This window comes from Enterobacter sp. RHBSTW-01064 (assembly GCF_014103035.1).
GTDB lineage: Bacteria > Pseudomonadota > Gammaproteobacteria > Enterobacterales > Enterobacteriaceae > Enterobacter > Enterobacter mori.
Window position 1 is genome coordinate 349,719 of the sequence record NZ_JABXOU010000001.1, and the last position, 16,148, is coordinate 365,866.

The 16,148-nt window shown below is 59.8% G+C and carries 12 protein-coding genes; 4 read left to right on the top strand and 8 right to left on the bottom strand.

Going from position 1 to position 16,148, the window contains the following annotated elements:
- Positions 1 to 61 precede the first annotated feature (61 nt).
- The 6 genes from HV355_RS01640 to nasR all read right to left on the bottom strand — a co-directional run bounded on the left by HV355_RS01640 (position 62) and on the right by nasR (position 10,876).
- Positions 62 to 2,539 (bottom strand): nitrate reductase, encoded by a 2,478-nt coding sequence (locus tag HV355_RS01640; RefSeq protein WP_182400733.1) that lies wholly within the window; start codon positions 2,537 to 2,539, stop codon positions 62 to 64.
- Positions 2,536 to 6,522 (bottom strand): nitrite reductase large subunit NirB, encoded by a 3,987-nt coding sequence (nirB, locus tag HV355_RS01645; RefSeq protein WP_182400734.1) that lies wholly within the window; start codon positions 6,520 to 6,522, stop codon positions 2,536 to 2,538. Before nirB ends, HV355_RS01640 begins: the two co-directional genes overlap by 4 nt.
- Positions 6,523 to 6,537: 15 nt before the next feature.
- Entirely contained in the window at positions 6,538 to 7,326 is a 789-nt protein-coding gene (locus HV355_RS01650; protein ID WP_042715167.1) for an ABC transporter ATP-binding protein, read from the bottom strand.
- Positions 7,327 to 7,335: 9 nt separating this feature from the next.
- Positions 7,336 to 8,214, bottom strand: a complete 879-nt coding sequence (gene ntrB, locus HV355_RS01655; protein ID WP_182400735.1) for a nitrate ABC transporter permease — start codon at positions 8,212 to 8,214, stop codon at positions 7,336 to 7,338.
- A 2-nt stretch (positions 8,215 to 8,216) separates the two neighbouring features.
- A complete protein-coding gene (locus HV355_RS01660) occupies positions 8,217 to 9,464 on the bottom strand; it encodes a CmpA/NrtA family ABC transporter substrate-binding protein (protein WP_182400736.1) in 1,248 nt (415 codons plus the stop codon).
- Between the two features lie 227 nt (positions 9,465 to 9,691).
- Positions 9,692 to 10,876 (bottom strand): nitrate regulatory protein NasR, encoded by a 1,185-nt coding sequence (gene nasR, locus HV355_RS01665; RefSeq protein ID WP_182400737.1) that lies wholly within the window; start codon positions 10,874 to 10,876, stop codon positions 9,692 to 9,694.
- Between the two features lie 73 nt (positions 10,877 to 10,949).
- On the opposite strand from nasR, the gene HV355_RS01670 reads away from it, so the two are divergent.
- From HV355_RS01670 to HV355_RS01680, 3 genes are all read left to right on the top strand, one after another.
- On the top strand, positions 10,950 to 11,303 hold the full coding sequence (locus tag HV355_RS01670) for a DsrE/DsrF/TusD sulfur relay family protein (RefSeq protein WP_182400738.1): 354 nt from the start codon (positions 10,950 to 10,952) through the stop codon (positions 11,301 to 11,303).
- Between the two features lie 106 nt (positions 11,304 to 11,409).
- On the top strand, positions 11,410 to 13,194 hold the full coding sequence (locus tag HV355_RS01675; protein WP_108417818.1) for a methyl-accepting chemotaxis protein: 1,785 nt from the start codon (positions 11,410 to 11,412) through the stop codon (positions 13,192 to 13,194).
- Between the two features lie 194 nt (positions 13,195 to 13,388).
- Positions 13,389 to 13,628 (top strand): DUF1883 domain-containing protein, encoded by a 240-nt coding sequence (locus tag HV355_RS01680; RefSeq protein ID WP_010432930.1) that lies wholly within the window; start codon positions 13,389 to 13,391, stop codon positions 13,626 to 13,628.
- A gap of 30 nt (positions 13,629 to 13,658) precedes the next feature.
- Here HV355_RS01680 and HV355_RS01685 read toward each other — a convergent pair whose 3' ends face one another.
- Both HV355_RS01685 and chaB read right to left on the bottom strand, forming a co-directional pair.
- The gene (locus tag HV355_RS01685; RefSeq protein ID WP_148401365.1) at positions 13,659 to 14,354 is read right to left on the bottom strand and encodes a gamma-glutamylcyclotransferase; all 696 of its coding nucleotides are present in this window, start codon (positions 14,352 to 14,354) and stop codon (positions 13,659 to 13,661) included.
- Between the two features lie 177 nt (positions 14,355 to 14,531).
- On the bottom strand, positions 14,532 to 14,762 hold the full coding sequence (gene chaB, locus HV355_RS01690; RefSeq protein ID WP_042715159.1) for a putative cation transport regulator ChaB: 231 nt from the start codon (positions 14,760 to 14,762) through the stop codon (positions 14,532 to 14,534).
- A gap of 270 nt (positions 14,763 to 15,032) precedes the next feature.
- Here chaB and chaA point away from each other — a divergent pair, with 270 nt between their 5' ends.
- Positions 15,033 to 16,133, top strand: coding sequence for a sodium-potassium/proton antiporter ChaA (gene chaA, locus HV355_RS01695; protein WP_010432924.1), 1,101 nt, complete (start codon positions 15,033 to 15,035; stop codon positions 16,131 to 16,133).
- Positions 16,134 to 16,148: the final 15 nt, after the last annotated feature.

Sequence of the window (16,148 nt, forward strand, 5' to 3'; positions counted from 1 at the left end):
CGGGGCGGCACGAATTTGTAGGTCGGGTAAGGCACAGCCGCCACCCGACGCCCTTACACCGCTATCCAAACAGCGCTTTCAGCTCGGGCACGCACGAACCGCAGTTCGTTCCGCAGCGCAAACGTGCCCCCAGCGCCGAAATGGAATCGCACCCTCCGGCAATCGCCTCGCGTATCGCGTTTTCCCCGACGCTGAAACAACTACAGATAATGCGCCCCGGATCCACCACCTCCCCCACGCCCTGCCCGTTGAGGAGCGCATGACGTGCAGCAGGCGTTAAGGGGGGCGACTGAAAAGCCGCTTCAATCACCGGGTGCGCCAGCTCCGGTCGCGCGGTTCCTTCCCAGAAGGCGAGCATCAGCTCGCCGTTATGCCAGGCCAGCACGCTGCTACGCTCGCCGGTCTGCGCAACCTGCAGCTGCCAGCCCCTGCCGCTGGCGTAATCCATGACCCATGGCAGGAACGGTTTATCACCCGCCAGCGTCAGGCGAGTCGCTTTGCGCCACCAGTACACGAAGGACGGGAGTTCCGGTAAGTCACGCGCGTAAAGCTCCCCCTGCCAGCCCGGCTGCCACGGCAGGATCCTGACCGCGGTTTGTTTACTCTCTGGCTGGCCTGAAACCGGGTCAACGCGGCCTTCCACCAGCGCATTGACCTTCCCCTGACGGGAAAATTGCGCATTCCAGTGCATCGGGAGAAACAGCTCTCCCGCCTTCTGAGCGTCGTTAATATGGATCCGGGCAACCATCACCCCGCGCGGGGAAGCGATTCGCGCCAGCTGCCCCTCGCACACTCCATATCGCGCGGCATCTGAACGGCAGATGTCAACCAACGGCTCGGCGATATGCTGCATTAATCGTGCGACGTATCCCGTGCGGGTCATGGTATGCCACTGGTCGCGAATACGGCCGGTGTTGAGCATCAGCGGGTACAGGGTATTGATCCCCGCGGCGGGCAACGATGGGATAACCGGGACAATCCGTCTGTGGGGAAAATGACCGGCGCACCATTGATAAGGCTCCAGCGCATCCCATTCCTCGCGGCTTAACGTCGCCAGTTCACCCAGATTGAGCGCGCGCTCGCCGTTATTTTCAAACGCCGTTAGCGCCGCATGTTCACAAAAAATATCCCGCGGATGTTCCCAGGCAAAGGCTTCGCCATAGCCCAGCCTTTTAGCGACCTGGGCAATAATCCACCAGTCCGGCTTTGCCTCGCCCGGCGCGGGCAGAAACGCGCGCTGGCGCGAAATGCGCCGCTCTGAGTTGGTTACCGTACCGTTTTTCTCGCCCCAGCCCTGCGCCGGAAGACGAATATGGGCAAACCGGCTGGTGTCCGTCTCCTGCATCACTTCAGAAACGATAACCAGCGGACAGGCCGCCAGCGCCTGACACACCGCGTGGCTGTCCGGCAGCGATACGGCGGGGTTGGTCCCCATAATCCACACCGCCTTCACCTCGCCGCGGGCGATGGCGTCAAACAGCTCCACCGCCATCAGGCCTGGCGTCTGCGCCAGCCGCTCGGTTCCCCAGAAACGCGCCACCCGCGAGAGATCGTCCGGCTCGAAGCTCATGTGCGCCGCCAGCTGGTTCGCCAGCCCGCCCACTTCGCGCCCGCCCATCGCGTTAGGCTGTCCGGTCAGCGAAAACGGGCCGCAGCCCTGACGATTGAATTTGCCGCTGGCAAGATGGACGTTGATGATAGCGTTGCACTTGTCGCTGCCGCGGGTGGACTGGTTGATCCCCATGGTGTAGAGCGTGATAGCACGAGGTGCCGTCATAAACCAGTCGTAAAAGGTGCCAATATCCTGCGGCGAAAGACCGCAAAATGCCGCCACGCGCTCAACGGGCCACTCATCCGCACCCTGAATCAGGTTCAGCAGGCCGACAAATAATCCGGCATCGCTCCCCGGCGCAAGCGCCAGATGCAGATCGGCGATATCGCAGGTGGCGGTGCTGCGCGGGTCAATCACCACCACCTTCATCTGCGGATTGCTGTGCTTTGCCTGCACCAGCCGTTGATACAGCACCGGATGGGTCCATGCAGCGTTGGATCCCACCAGCACGACCAGATCGCTGTTTTCCACATCCTCATAGCTGCACGGCACCACGTCTTCGCCGAAGGCGCGCTTGTAGCCGACCACCGCCGAAGACATGCAGAGCCGGGAGTTGGTATCAATGTTTGCCGCGCCGATAAATCCTTTCATCAGCTTGTTGGCAACATAATAGTCCTCGGTTAATAGCTGGCCGGAGGCGTAAAACGCCACGGCCTGCGGCCCCCATTTGTCGATGATCGCCTGGAGTCGCTCGCCTGCCGCCCCCAGCGCCTGCGACCAGCCCACCTCAACACCGTCAACAACGGGGCGCAGCAATCGCCCCTGTAACCCCGTCGTTTCCCCCAGGGCCGATCCTTTCACGCACAGGCGTCCAAAGTTTGCAGGATGGGTTTCGTCCCCCCGAACGCTTACCGCTCCGCCTTCCACGCTGGCGACCACGCCGCAGCCCACCCCGCAGTAGGGGCACGTTGTCCGGGTTTCCGTCATGAGGCCTCCGCACGCATCACTATCGCGTCGTTCCCGACCCACACCTTGCCGTTTTCAATCTTCACCGGCCAGGCGCGTACCGCAGGTTCACCGTTATCCACCTGGCACCCGTCGCGCAGGCGAATGCGCTGCTTGTAGAGCGGAGAGATTACCACCGGCTCGCCCGCCGCATCGCCGAGAATGCCGCGTGAAAGCACGTTCGCGCTGCTGCCCGGCTCCAGGTCGTCGAGGGCGTAAACTCGCTGTCCGAAACGGAACAGCGCGATCGGTTTGCGGCCAAGACGCGCGCCAATGCCCGCCTGCTCGGGAATATCGTCGATGCCGCAGATTTCCTGCCAGCGCTTGCTTTCATCCGACGGCGCGGCGTTCACCGCGGTGCGGAACAGCGCCAGACGGTTCGGATCGTTAAGCGTGGTTTGCCATTCGCACTGGTAGGTTTCCACCACCCGGGCCATCTCCTGCTCCAGCTCGTGGGCGATACCCAGGCTGTCGTTGACGATCACCTCCCGCAGGTAGTCGAGGCCGCCTTCCAGGTTGTCCATCCAGGTGCTGGTGCGCTGCAGGCGATCCGCCGTGCGGATGTAGAACATCAGGAAACGGTCAACGGTGCGGATCAGCGTTTCATCGTCCAGATCGCTGGCAAAAAGGTCCGCATGGCGCGGCTTCATCCCGCCGTTGCCGCACAGATAGAGGTTCCAGCCCTTGTCGGTGGCAATCACCCCCACGTCTTTGCTCTGCGCCTCCGCGCATTCGCGGGTGCAGCCTGAGACCGCCATTTTGATTTTGTGCGGCGCGCGCAGCCCCTTGTAGCGGTGCTCCAGCCGGACCGCGAGGCCGGTGGAGTCCTGCACGCCGTAGCGGCACCAGGTCGAGCCGACGCAGGATTTCACTGTGCGCAGGGATTTCCCGTAGGCGTGTCCGGTTTCAAACCCCGCTTCCACCAGCGCCTGCCAGATTTCCGGCAGCTGTTCCAGGGTAGCGCCAAACAGGTCGATACGCTGCCCGCCGGTGATTTTGCTGTAGAGGTCATAGCGTTTCGCAATCTGGCCGATGGCGATCAGCCCGTCTGCCGTCACTTCCCCGGCGGGCATGCGCGGCACGATGGAATAGGTCCCGTCCTTCTGGATATTGGCGAAGTAGCGGTCGTTGGTATCCTGCAGCGGCAGATGTGCCGGTTTCAGCAGATACTCGTTCCAGCAGGAGGCAAGCACCGACCCCACCAGCGGCTTGCAGATCTCACATCCGTGCCCCTGCCCGTAGCGGCTAATCAGCTGGTCAAAGGTGCGAATATGGTTAACGCGCACCAGGTGGTAAATCTCCTGGCGCGAGTACGGGAAGTGTTCGCAGATATCCTTTTTCACCTCCACGCCCTGCTCCGCCAGCTGGAACTCCATCACCTGCTTCACCAGCGCGCTGCAGCCCCCGCAGCCGGTCGCAGCTTTGGTGCACTGCTTGATGGCGCCGATATCCGTTGCCCCCGCGCTCACCGCCTGGCAGATATCGCCTTTGCTGACGTTATGGCACGAACAGATTTGCGCGCTTTCCGGCAGCGCCGCCACGCCGAGCGCTTTTGGCGCGCTGCCCGTCGACGCGGGTAATATCAGCGTTTCCGGCTCTTTTGGCAGGGCTATCCCGTTGAGCATCATCTGCACCAGCGTGGCGTATTCGCTGGCGTCACCCACCAGCACGCCGCCGAGCAGCGTTTTGCCGTCATGGCTGACCACGATTTTCTTGTAGATTTGCTGCGGACCGTGCGTCCACTGGTAGCTCAGCGCCCCCGGCGTGCGCCCGTGAGCGTCGCCGAACGAGGCCACGTCCACGCCGAGCAGCTTGAGCTTGGTGCTCATATCCGCGCCGGTAAAGGTTTTATCCTCACCCGCCAGCGCGGCGGCGGCCACCCGCGCCATCTGATAACCGGGCGCGACCAGACCGAAGATTTTCCCCTCCCACAGGGCGCATTCGCCGATGGCCAGCACGTCCGGATCGGAGGTCCGGCAGCCGTCGTCAATGCCGATCCCGCCGCGCTCGCCAATAGCCAGCCCGCTACTGCGCGCCAGCGCGTCCTGCGGACGAATACCGGCAGAAAAGACCACCATGTCCGTTTCCAGCTGTTCACCATCGGCAAAGCGCAGCACCAGTCCACCGTCCGCGGTGGCAATCTCCGTCGTCGCTCTACTGGTGTGAACGCCAACGCCCAGCGCCTCGATTTTCCTGCGCAGCATCGCCGCGCCGTCGTTGTCGAGCTGCACCGCCATCAGATTGGGCGCAAACTCAACCACGTGGGTTTCCAGCCCGAGTTGCTTCAGGGCGTTCGCCGCCTCCAGCCCCAGCAGGCCGCCGCCAATCACCACGCCGCGACGCGAGCCCTTTGCATGTGCGGCAATATTATCGAGATCGTCGAGGGTGCGATAAACAAAGCAGCCCAGCAGATCGTTGCCCGGAACCGGCGGGACGAACGGATAAGAGCCTGTCGCCAGCACCAGCTTGTCCCAGTGGGTTTCATGCCCGCTGGCGGTACGCACCACGCGCGCGTCGCGGTCGATGGCGACAATCTGCTGCGACAGGCGCAGCTCAATGCCGCTGTCGGCAAAGAAATCCCCTTCCACCAGCGAGAGCGACTTTGCGCTGCGCCCGCCAAAATATTCCGACAGATGCACGCGGTCGTAGGCGGCATAGCGCTCCTCACCAAAGACGATTATCTGGTACTGTTCATGCAAATTGCGGTTAACGCAGTCTTCGAGGAAATGATGGCCGACCATACCGTGCCCAACCACCACCAGAGTAGGTTTTGTCATAGCGTTCTGTCCTGCAACCTGCGGTTGCGTAGTGAAACGATCGAACAGCCAGTCCGCGTGGGCGGGCGCAGCCGTTGCCAGTAAATCGGTAAATGTTGCCGCGCTGCGGCAGTCGCCCATCAGCAGCACGCCTGCCAGCGCCCCCTGATGGATCAGTAAACGTCGGTAGTGACGGGTCAGCGGATCCCATGCGCTCCAGACCACATCGTCCTCCTGCTCTGCCGCGCGACCGAGGCTAAACAACTCCACGCCGGTCACCTTGAGGCGCACGCCGTTGTCGGTGAGGGTAAACGGCACAGTAACGTCCCCGGCCAGCCGTGCGGCGAGGATATCCGACTGCGCCATGCAGGGGGCGACCAGGCCAAACGTCTGGCCGTCAATTTCGCAGCACTCGCCAATGGCGTAGACGTTCGGTGCGGAGGTCTGCATCTGGTGATCCACCACGATGCCGCGCGCGCAGCGAATGCCGCTGGCGTGCGCCAGCGCAACGTTCGGCTGCACGCCGGTCGCCAACACCACGCGCGTGGCGGCGATGCTGTGCCCGTTGAGCAGCGTCACGCTACTGCCGTTAATGGCCGCGATGCCTGAGGAAAGCTCGCAGCGCACGCCCCGCGCCGCCAGCGCCTCTTCCAGCAGCATTCCCGCCTGCTGGTCCAGCTGTTGCTCCATTAGCCACGGACCGCGATGAACAAGCTTGACGCTGTCACCTGAGCGCGCCAGGGCTGCCGCCGCTTCAACCCCGAGCACGCCGCCCCCCAGCACCACCGCCGGACCGGCGATTGCCTGAATGGCCTGGGTATCCTCCAGAGTACGAAACGTGAATACGTGTGGCGCATCGCCGCCGGGGATGGGAGGAATAAAGGGCGTTGACCCGGTGGCGAACACCATCGCATCCCAGCCCAGCGTGCGGGCGGCGGTTTGCACTTCCCGCGTATCCACGTTCACGGCAATCGCCTTTTCGCCCCGCAGCACCGTCACGCCGCGCGCCTGGTACCACTCATCATCCTGAAGGCAGATGTCCACCGCCGCTTTTTCACCGCCCAGCACCGGCGAAAGCTGGATGCGGTTATAGGCATGCTCCGGCTCGTCACCGATGACGGTGATAGCGAAATGACCGGCAGCACGCCCGGTGAGCGAGGCAATCAGCCGCGTGGCCGCCATGCCATTTCCGATAATGACCAGTCGCATCAAAGCCCCCCCTCGCTACGCCGCTTTCGGCTGCTTTTCATAGAGGAAATGCAGGATCTGCTGGCGCATGTGGTGGTATCGGCTGTCGTCCGCCAGCTGCACCCGGTTACGCGGGCGCGGCAGGTCAACGCGCAGGATTTCTCCCACAGTGGCCGCCGGGCCGTTGGTCATCATCAGCACGCGATCGGAGAGCAGCACCGCCTCGTCCACGTCGTGGGTAATGAGCACGATGGTGGTGTTCAGCGCCTGCTGGATCTGCATCACCGAGTCCTGCAGATGGGCGCGCGTCAGCGCATCAAGCGCCCCGAAGGGTTCATCCATCAGGAGCACTTTAGGCTTCATCGCCAGCGCGCGGGCTATGCCGACGCGCTGCTTCATGCCGCCGGAGATCTCCCCCGGGCGCTTGTGCAGCGCGTGCCCCATCTGCACGCGGTCGAGGTTGTGCTCAATCCACTCTTTGCGCTCGGCCTTGCTCATGGTGCGACGGAAGACCTGATCCACCGCCAGCGCCACGTTGTCGAAGCAGGTCAGCCACGGCAGCAGGGAGTGGTTCTGAAACACCACCGCGCGCTCGGGCCCTGGCCCGGCGATTTCGCGGTTGTCGCAAATCAGCCCCCCTTCCGTTGGCAGCGTGATCCCTGCGATGAGGTTCAGCAGCGTCGATTTGCCGCAGCCGGAGTGACCGATCAGACTGACGGTTTCGCCCTCGTGGATATCAAAAGAGACGTTTTGCAGTGCCAGAAACTCGCCGCTGGCGGTGGAAAAACGCTGGCTCACGGCCTGGACCTGAATTAATGGTTTCATGTTCGCTCCTTATTTTTCCTGCCAGCTAAAGCGACGGGCGATCAGCATCAGCCCCTGCTCCAGCAGCAACCCGACCACGCCAATGATGACGATGGCGATGAGAATGTTTTCGACGTTGAGGTTGTTCCACTCGTTCCAGATCCAGAAGCCAATGCCCAGCCCGCCGGTCAGCATCTCGGCGGCGACGATCACCAGCCAGGCGATGCCGATCGAGAGGCGCACCCCGGTCAGTACCGCAGGCAGCACGGCCGGGAAGAGGATGCGGCGCATGATGGTCCACTCGGAGAGCTGCAGCACGCGGGCCACGTTGAGGTAATCCTGCGGAATGCGGCGCACGCCCTCGGCGGTGTTGATCACCATCGGCCAGATGGAGCAGATAAAAATGGTCCAGCTCGACGCGGGCTCTGCTTTCTGGAACAGCAATAAACCGATAGGCAACCAGGCCAGCGGGCTAACCGGACGCAGAAGCGCAATCAGCGGGTTGAACATGCGCGAGAAAAAGGTGAAACGGCCAATCAAAAAGCCCAGCGGAATACCCGCCAGCGCTGCCAGCCCAAAGCCGATGGCGACGCGCTGCAATGAGGCCAGCACGTTCCAGCCGATGCCCATATCATTTGGCCCGTCGCGGTAGAACGGGTCGGCAAACAGGGTGATGGCCGAATCCAGGGTGCTCAGCGGCGTCGGGAAGCCTTTGCTGTTGATGGCCGCCAGCTGCCACAGCAGCACTAGCAGTCCCAGACCCAGCATTGCGGGAATGACGCGCTGGAGAAGGTCGTTAATCCGACGCGCAAATGCCGGGGTGCGACGGCGTACCTGCACGGGAGGCAGGGAGATGACTTCCCCACTCACGGATGTCTCTTGTGATGTCGTCTTTTGCAGATGCTGCATAATCAGGCCCCTTTACGATGAATGGCGAAGCGGTTGGCGTATCCTTCCGGGTCGGTACCGTTCCAGACGGTGCCGTCCATCAATGTGCTGTTGCGTAGTGGTGATGCCGGTGTGGTAATGCCCCCCACCGCGGTGGCAGCATCCTGCCAGGTTGCGGTCTGGTTAATCCGCTGCGCGATGCCCGCATAGTCCGGTGCAGATTTAAGCAAACCCCATCGGCGGAACTGGGTCAGGAACCACATGCCGTCAGAGAGATACGGGTAGCTGACGGCTCCCTCGTTGAAGAAGCGGATCGGGTGCGCGTCCTGCCAGCGCTGGCCCAGGCCGTTGTCGTATTCGCCCAGCATCCGTCCGGTGAGGTACTGCTCTTTGCAGTTGAGCCAGGCGCGGCGGGAGAGGATCCGCGCGGTCTCGCGTTTGTTTTCCGGGGAGGCGTCGATCCAGCGCGCGGCCTCCATCACGGCGCTCACCAGCGCCCGGGCGGTATGCGGGTTCCTCTCCACCCAGTCGCGGCGAGTGCCGAGGATTTTTTCCGGATGGTCGGCCCAGATGGACTGCGACGTGGCGGCGGTGAAGCCGATGCGGTCGTTAATCGCCCGCGCGTTCCACGGCTCACCGACGCAAAAGCCCACCATGTTGCCAATGCGCATGTTCATCACCATCTGCGGCGGCGGTACCACCACGGTCCGGATATCGTCGAAGGGGTTAATGCCCGCACTGGCCAGCCAGTAGTAGAGCCACATGGCGTGTGTACCCGTCGGGAAGGTGTGCGCGAAGGTGTAGGTACCAGGCGCCTGCTGCCCAATCAGCTTTTTCAGCCCGTCGAGATCGCGAACGCCCTTCTCTGCCAGATCGCTGGAGAGCGTGATGGCCTGACCGTTCTGGTTAAGGGTCATCAGGTTCGCCATCTGCTGTGGCTTGCCGGCGATGCCCAGTTCCAGCCCATACAGCAGGCCGTAGAGAATGTGCGCGGCATCCAGCTCGCCCGCCACCAGCTTGTCGCGCACCGCCGCCCAGCTCGCCTCTTTGGTGGGCACGATGGTAATGCCGTATTTTTTATCAAACCCTTTCAGCGCCGCGATAACCACCGGGGCACAGTCGGTCAGCGGGATAAACCCGATGCGCACCGTTTCCTGCTCCGGTTTATCCGAGCCTGCCGCCCACGCGGCCTGCATGACACCCGGTAACAGCATTGCACCACTCGCCAGCATGCTGGCCTGCAAAAACCGCCGTCTCGACAAATCCGCCATGACCACTCCTGAAAAAAAGCCAAAAAAAAGCGCCCGCCGTGCCGGAGCACCGCTGGACGCCTTTATCCCGAAGACGCATGCACCGCCGTTGGCGCATCGTCGAAAATGGTTAAACAGATAATGCAAAGTGAATGCCAGGTTTTAAGGCCCTGCTTTCGGGGTGTTAACCTGATAGCTGTCGCGTTAGCGCACCTCAATCAGGCATTAAATGCCCACTGATTGTGCAACTACTCCTTTGGTGTTAGCTGCCACAAATTCTTCACTGTGAGCAGTGCGCGCGCGATATCGACCATGCGCTGGTTCTTGTCCATTGCCATTTTGCGCAGTGCCGTCCACGCCTGTTCCTCACTCATGCTTTGATGCGTCATCAGCACGCTTTTGGCTTTATCAATGGTCTTACGCTCCTCCAGCGTATCGCGGAGTGATGCCAGTTGGCGGGAGAGCTGGTCAATCTCTCGCGCCTGCTGGCGAACCAGCAGCAGCAAGGGTTTATCCGGGTAAAGCGCAAGAGGATCGTCATGCTCTTCGCCACTCATCGTGGCTTCACCGGACGCCTGAATCGCGTCATCAACCGCCACCATCAGATCGGCAATCACCATTTCTTCAAGCGTGCGCAGATGTTCAAGACGCGAGGTTTGCAGGGCAAACCAGTTCAGCGCGGTATCGCCATTGTCGGCGGCGGGCTGACGGGTGCAGGCGACGCGCCGGAGTTGCTCTGTTTCTCGATCGGGCTGGCAGTTGTGGGCAAAGGTGTTCTGCACCTCAGCGTGGCTGTGGGATAAAAAGATCTCAAAACAGGCCTGCTGCCCGTCAATCCTGTCTACCAGTCGCTGGCGGGTTTCATCAGTGAAAAACCCCTGCGTGAAGCCTATCGCCCCGAGTGCCCGCTCTTGCCCCACCAGCTCTTTGCCCTGCATCAGGCTATAAAGGGCGACAAAACGGCCCGCGATTTGCGGATCGTCAATGCTGTCATTGAGTTGCGGTACGATACTGAGCAGATGGCGAAGCATCCGGCAGTAATGATCCATTGCCTGAGGTGCCGTTATGCTTTGGCTGTCTATCCCGTCACGCAGCAAAGGCAGTGTTTCCAGGCTGAGTAACGCACAGGCGATGCGCTCACAAACGCCGCTCCCCGTGACCGGGAATTGTGCTTTCAGCATGGCCTGCAGCGCGGTGAGGTTTTCATCCACCAGCCCACGACTGGCTTTGCATTCGGGGGCATACAGCTTACCCTGAGAGCAGAGCCAGACGTTGGATGCCCCGCGCTCGCACTGGAGCATATGCACAAGGCGGCTGATGCCGTTAACCAGCACGCCCAACGCAGCCAGCCTGCCGAGCTGCTCCCGGCGAAGTAATGTCGCGCGCTGGAACCACTCGGTTGCCGCGGGTGAACTGCCCGCCATTAATGTCATGCTTACTCTCCCGGGTAGCGAATCTCCCAGAGAGTTAAGCAATATTCGTGCCTTTCAAACAACAGGAGTTAACATGCAGAAGATTGTGATCGTCGCCAACGGTGCGGCCTACGGCAGCGAATCCCTTTTCAACAGCCTGCGACTGGCGATAGCGCTGCGCGAGAAAGAGAGCGCGCCTGAGCTGCGCCTTTTTTTGATGTCGGACGCCGTCACCGCAGGCCTGAAGGGACAAAAACCCGCCGAGGGCTACAACATCCAGCAGATGCTGGAGATCCTGACCGCGCAAAATGTGCCGGTCAAACTCTGTAAGACCTGCACCGACGGGCGCGGTATCACCGGACTGCCGCTGATTGATGGCGTCGAGATTGGGACGCTGGTTGAGCTGGCCGAGTGGACCCTGACCGCTGATAAAGTATTAACTTTTTAATAATAAACCCGTAAAAATATTATTTTCTTATGGACGCGGTTTCAGCATCAAGTTTACCTGCGCGGCTGCCGATAGGCATGGAAACAACACAGCAGGTATTTCACTTATGTTCAGATCCATTCGTGCCCGTATTATTGCCGCGACGACAGGTTGCCTGATCGTCGCCCTTCTTCTCAATACCGTCATTAATTTCCAGGTTACGCGCCAGGATAACCAGCAGTCGCAGCGCGATATTCTGACCAGCACCAGCGCCAGCCATAACATGGCGATTGCAGACTGGGTTAAAAGCAAAATGACGGTGATAGCCTCCGCGCAGACCGTTGCGCTGAATGACGATCCGGTTCCGGTATTCAAACAGCTTGCGCAGGCGGGTGGCTTCACCAACGTCTATGTCGGCTACGCCAGCAAAACGGCGAAGTTCTCCGACCCGGCGGGCGTCCCGGCAGATTATGACCCCACGATCCGTCCCTGGTATCAGCAGGTGGTGAGTACTGACGGCCCGGTCGTGACCGCCCCGTACGTGGACGCGGGCACCGGAAAACTGGTGGTGACCTTTGCGGTGCCGGTGAAGGAGAACGGTGCGCTGAAAGCGGTTGTGGCAGGCGACGTGGCGATGGACAGCGTGGTGGCTAACGTACGCGGTATTCACCCGACGCCTGCCAGCAGCGGGTTACTCCTTGATAGCGATGGCACGGTGATTGCCGCCAGCGATCCGGCGCTCACGCTCAAGCCATTCGCTGAAACCATCAAAGGGACCGATTTTGCGGCACTGAAAAGCGGTAGCCTGGTTGAGGGGACGTTCAACGGCAGCGAAAAAACCTTCGTGGCAACCGCCGTGCCGGGCACGCACTGGATGCTGGCCGTGGCGCTCGATAACAACGATGCCACCTCCGGCATGCGCTCGCTGCTGAAAGCCTCTGCGCTGTCGCTGGTGATCCTCGCTTTGCTGAGCGGCGCGATTGTTCATTTCCTGATAGCCCGCCTGTTGAAACGTTTGTCCGATATTCGCGACGCCATGCATAACATCGCTAACGGCACCAATGACCTGTCGCAGCGCCTGCCGGACAGCGGTGATGACGAAGTGGCGCAAATTGCCCAGGCATTCAACGCGTTTAGCGATAAGCTCTCGGTCGTGATGGTCCAGCTGCGCGACGCCAGCGCCTCGGTGAAAAATGCGGCGCAGGAAATCGCAGCCGGTAACCAGGATCTCTCCGGGCGCACTGAGCAAGCGGCGTCAAGCCTTCGCGAAACCGCCAGCGCCGTCGAAGAGATCACCGCCTCCGTCACCCAGTCAAATGAATCTGCGGCAGAAGCGAACGAGCAGGCAAGCAAAGCCTCTGCTGCAGCGTCGCGCGGGGGTGAAGTGGTTTCTCAGGCTATCACTACCATGCAGTCGATTGAGGTGGCCTCGGCGAAGATTGGCGATATCACCAGCGTCATCGACGGCATTGCCTTCCAGACCAACATTCTGGCGCTGAACGCCTCGGTCGAAGCGGCGCGCGCGGGCGAACAAGGCCGCGGCTTCGCGGTGGTGGCTGGAGAAGTGCGAAACCTCGCCAGCCGCAGCGCTCAGGCGGCGAAAGAGATCAAATCCCTTATCGATTCCACAACCGACAGCGTGGCAACGGGTTCGCGCTACGTTCATCTGGCCGGAGAAAGCATGGATGAGATCCGCTCCAGCATCGGTAGCGTCTCGGGGATTATGCGTGAAATCTCGATTGCCACCAGCGAGCAGATGAAAGGCATTCACGAGATCAACCACGCGGTAACGCATCTGGACAGAATGGTGCAGCAGAACGCCGAACTGGTGGTGCAGTCTGCCGCAGCGGCCAGCGCGCTGCAGAGTCAGGCGGGCGACCTTGCTGAAACCGCAGGTCATTTCCGCATTTAATTTTCTTCTGGCGCGGGTTAACCGGGTAAAACACGCGCCAGCTGAATGCTTTCAGGCATTTTGTCATTTTTGTTTAAACGTTATGCCATTTTTTGATCAAAATCATCATCCTTCCCCCTCCCCTTTGGTGTTATGCAATGAGTAAATTGTGAACAATATCACGCTCGGGATGGGCAAAATCGACGGGGTAAAAAATGGCACTGGTGAAGACAAGTTTGAAACTGTTTGGCGGGGATACGGTCGTGGTGCGTTGCTCAGAGCGCTGCCGCATTCATCTTATGAGTTCAAAAGCACAGAAGCAATCGCAGGCGGATATTCTGACGGTGCAGGATGACAAGGCGTGGCTGACCGTGCCTTATACCGGCACCTGGGATGTCCTGATTGACAGCCACAGTCAGTCACTGGAGCATTCGGTCAGCTACGTTGCCGCATAAAACGAACGCCCGGTTTAGCCGGGCGTTTTTTCAGGCAAAACCCGGACGTAGCGGGTTATTAAGCAGGCTCCCTTCCAGCAGCGCTTTCACCTTCATGACCAGCTCATTCAAACATTCGTCCTGCATGCCCAGACGCGTCAGTTCCTGATCGAGTGAAAACAGATATTGCGCGTTGGTACCCAGCGGCCCGCTGGCCGCAGCAATCAAGGGCGCGATCACCTGCGTACGGGTATCCGCTTCATACAGCGGGTGGCGCGGATCCATAATAAACACCAGCGCATTGACGGTACGTCCGTCATCCAGTTCCAGCTTGCACCAGCTCGGCATATAGCAGCCGGTGATCATCTCGCGCTTCCAGAGCAGCGTCAGCTCCTCCTCCAGCGTGGCATCCGGCAGGCGGTAAGCGACACCCGTGGTGCGCCCGCCCTCTTTCAGTGCAAGCATACGCCCCGGCTGGCACGCGCTGCCGCGTCCGGCCGTCAGGCGCAGACAAAATGCGCGATGCCAGCCAGGCAAGGTTCCCGTTGCCGATTCGACAAATTCGAGAGCCGGGTTCCACATCAGGGAACCGTAGCCAAAAATCCATACCGGGCCATCATCCGGGCGGCAGGCAAGCGTGGCAGCGAGTGACGCCGCCCGTTGTTCAGCTGACCAGAGAAGCGATTCCTCAATAGCACCAAATGCCGTCTTACAATCTGCCTTCATTAAGAAATCACGCGTTAACACATTACACCTCCGCCACTGCATGCTTCCTTGCGACATCTGTAATTCGCTTTCCCGGCATTCTATGCTGGTCATTTTGCCAGCAGTTAAATAACGATAAGCAATTAGCGGACCAGTTGCAATACAACGGAAGTTGAACCGCCTGAAAAGTCAAAATGCAGGCAGCTTATTATTTTGCGGCTATTTCTTTTTGTGCCATTTATCATCGTCGCCTTTCTCGTATTCATGTTTTACGGCGGCCCAGGCGACCTTGTGCGCCGTCTCTTCACGGCTGGCATCATCCCGGCGATCGTCCTTATCTTTGTATTGATCCCAGGCGCTGTTAAAGGCTTCTTTGTAGATATCCTGCGCGTGGGCAGGGAGGACGTGCTGCACGCTATCGGGTAACTCGCGTTTCGTTTTGTATGGCATCGAAAACCTCTCTTTTTACTAAAGAGATAAGTTTGGTTGAGGATGCCCGCGCCTGCCAGGTTGATTTCATTTATGCTTAATCAACAAATCTAATTAACTGTAATACAGCGCTATTTTCTTGATAATCACTCTTTATGGGAGTGATAATAAATATTAACGCCAAACCGTAAAATTAAGTAAAACTTCAACGGTATTTATTAGATATCTGTTAGTTTAATGCCCTCAAAAATCTATCTATAATTACAAGCACCTGCATTGATGGAGAAGCACATGACAACAACACACGAGGCGGTTAAGACCCGCCACAAGGAGACGTCGCTCATTTTCCCGGTTCTGGCACTGGCTGTGCTGCTCTTCTGGGGAAGCAGTCAGTCACTGCCAGTGGTGGTTGGTATCAATATTCTTGCGCTGGTCGGCATCTTAACCAGCGCCTTTAGCGTAGTTCGTCACGCGGACGTATTAGCCCACCGTCTGGGTGAGCCGTACGGCTCGTTAATTCTCAGCCTTTCCGTTGTTATTCTCGAAGTCAGCCTGATTTCCGCGCTCATGGCCACCGGCGATGCCGCGCCGACGCTGATGCGCGACACGCTCTACTCGATCATTATGATTGTGACGGGCGGCCTGGTGGGCTTCTCTCTGCTGCTGGGCGGCCGCAAGTTCGCGACCCAGTATATGAACCTGTTCGGCATTAAACAGTATCTGATTGCCCTCTTCCCGCTGGCGATTATCGTGCTGGTGTTCCCAATGGCGCTACCGGGTGCAAACTTCTCTACCGGTCAGGCGCTGCTGGTCGCTCTGATTTCCGCCGCCATGTACGGCGTGTTCCTGTTGATTCAGACCAAAACGCACCAGAGCCTGTTCGTGTATGAGCATGAAGACGACGGCGACGACGATGACCCGCACCACGGTAAGCCGTCGGCCCACAGCAGCGCGTGGCATACGGTTTGGCTGATCGTGCATCTGATTGCGGTGATTGCCGTCACCAAGATGAATGCCAACCCGCTGGAGACGCTGTTAACCGAGCTGAACGCGCCGGTGGCGTTTACCGGCTTCCTGGTGGCGCTGCTGATCCTGTCCCCTGAAGGGCTGGGCGCGCTGAAAGCGGTGTTGAATAATCAGGTGCAGCGCGCAATGAACCTGTTCTTCGGGTCCGTACTGGCGACGATTTCACTTACCGTTCCGGTGGTGACGCTGATTGCCTTTATGACGGGCAACGAGCTGCAGTTTGCGCTGGGTGCGCCGGAGATGATTGTGATGGTGGCCTCGTTGCTGCTGTGCCAGATTTCATTCTCCACCGGACGCACTAACGTGCTGAACGGCGCGGCGCATATGGCGTTGTTTATTGCGTACTTAATGACAATTTTTGCATAGCCTTTTTGCCCGGCG

Bases quoted from the DNA above. Each gene is read 5' to 3' on its own strand.
- HV355_RS01640 (WP_182400733.1), bottom strand. From the start codon at position 2,539: ATGACGGAAACCCGGACAACGTGCCCCTACTGCGGGGTGGGCTGCGGC.
- nirB (WP_182400734.1), bottom strand. From the start codon at position 6,522: ATGCGACTGGTCATTATCGGAAATGGCATGGCGGCCACGCGGCTGATT.
- HV355_RS01650 (WP_042715167.1), bottom strand. From the start codon at position 7,326: ATGAAACCATTAATTCAGGTCCAGGCCGTGAGCCAGCGTTTTTCCACC.
- ntrB (WP_182400735.1), bottom strand. From the start codon at position 8,214: ATGCAGCATCTGCAAAAGACGACATCACAAGAGACATCCGTGAGTGGG.
- HV355_RS01660 (WP_182400736.1), bottom strand. From the start codon at position 9,464: ATGGCGGATTTGTCGAGACGGCGGTTTTTGCAGGCCAGCATGCTGGCG.
- nasR (WP_182400737.1), bottom strand. From the start codon at position 10,876: ATGACATTAATGGCGGGCAGTTCACCCGCGGCAACCGAGTGGTTCCAG.
- HV355_RS01670 (WP_182400738.1), top strand. From the start codon at position 10,950: ATGCAGAAGATTGTGATCGTCGCCAACGGTGCGGCCTACGGCAGCGAA.
- HV355_RS01675 (WP_108417818.1), top strand. From the start codon at position 11,410: ATGTTCAGATCCATTCGTGCCCGTATTATTGCCGCGACGACAGGTTGC.
- HV355_RS01680 (WP_010432930.1), top strand. From the start codon at position 13,389: ATGGCACTGGTGAAGACAAGTTTGAAACTGTTTGGCGGGGATACGGTC.
- chaB (WP_042715159.1), bottom strand. From the start codon at position 14,762: ATGCCATACAAAACGAAACGCGAGTTACCCGATAGCGTGCAGCACGTC.
- chaA (WP_010432924.1), top strand. From the start codon at position 15,033: ATGACAACAACACACGAGGCGGTTAAGACCCGCCACAAGGAGACGTCG.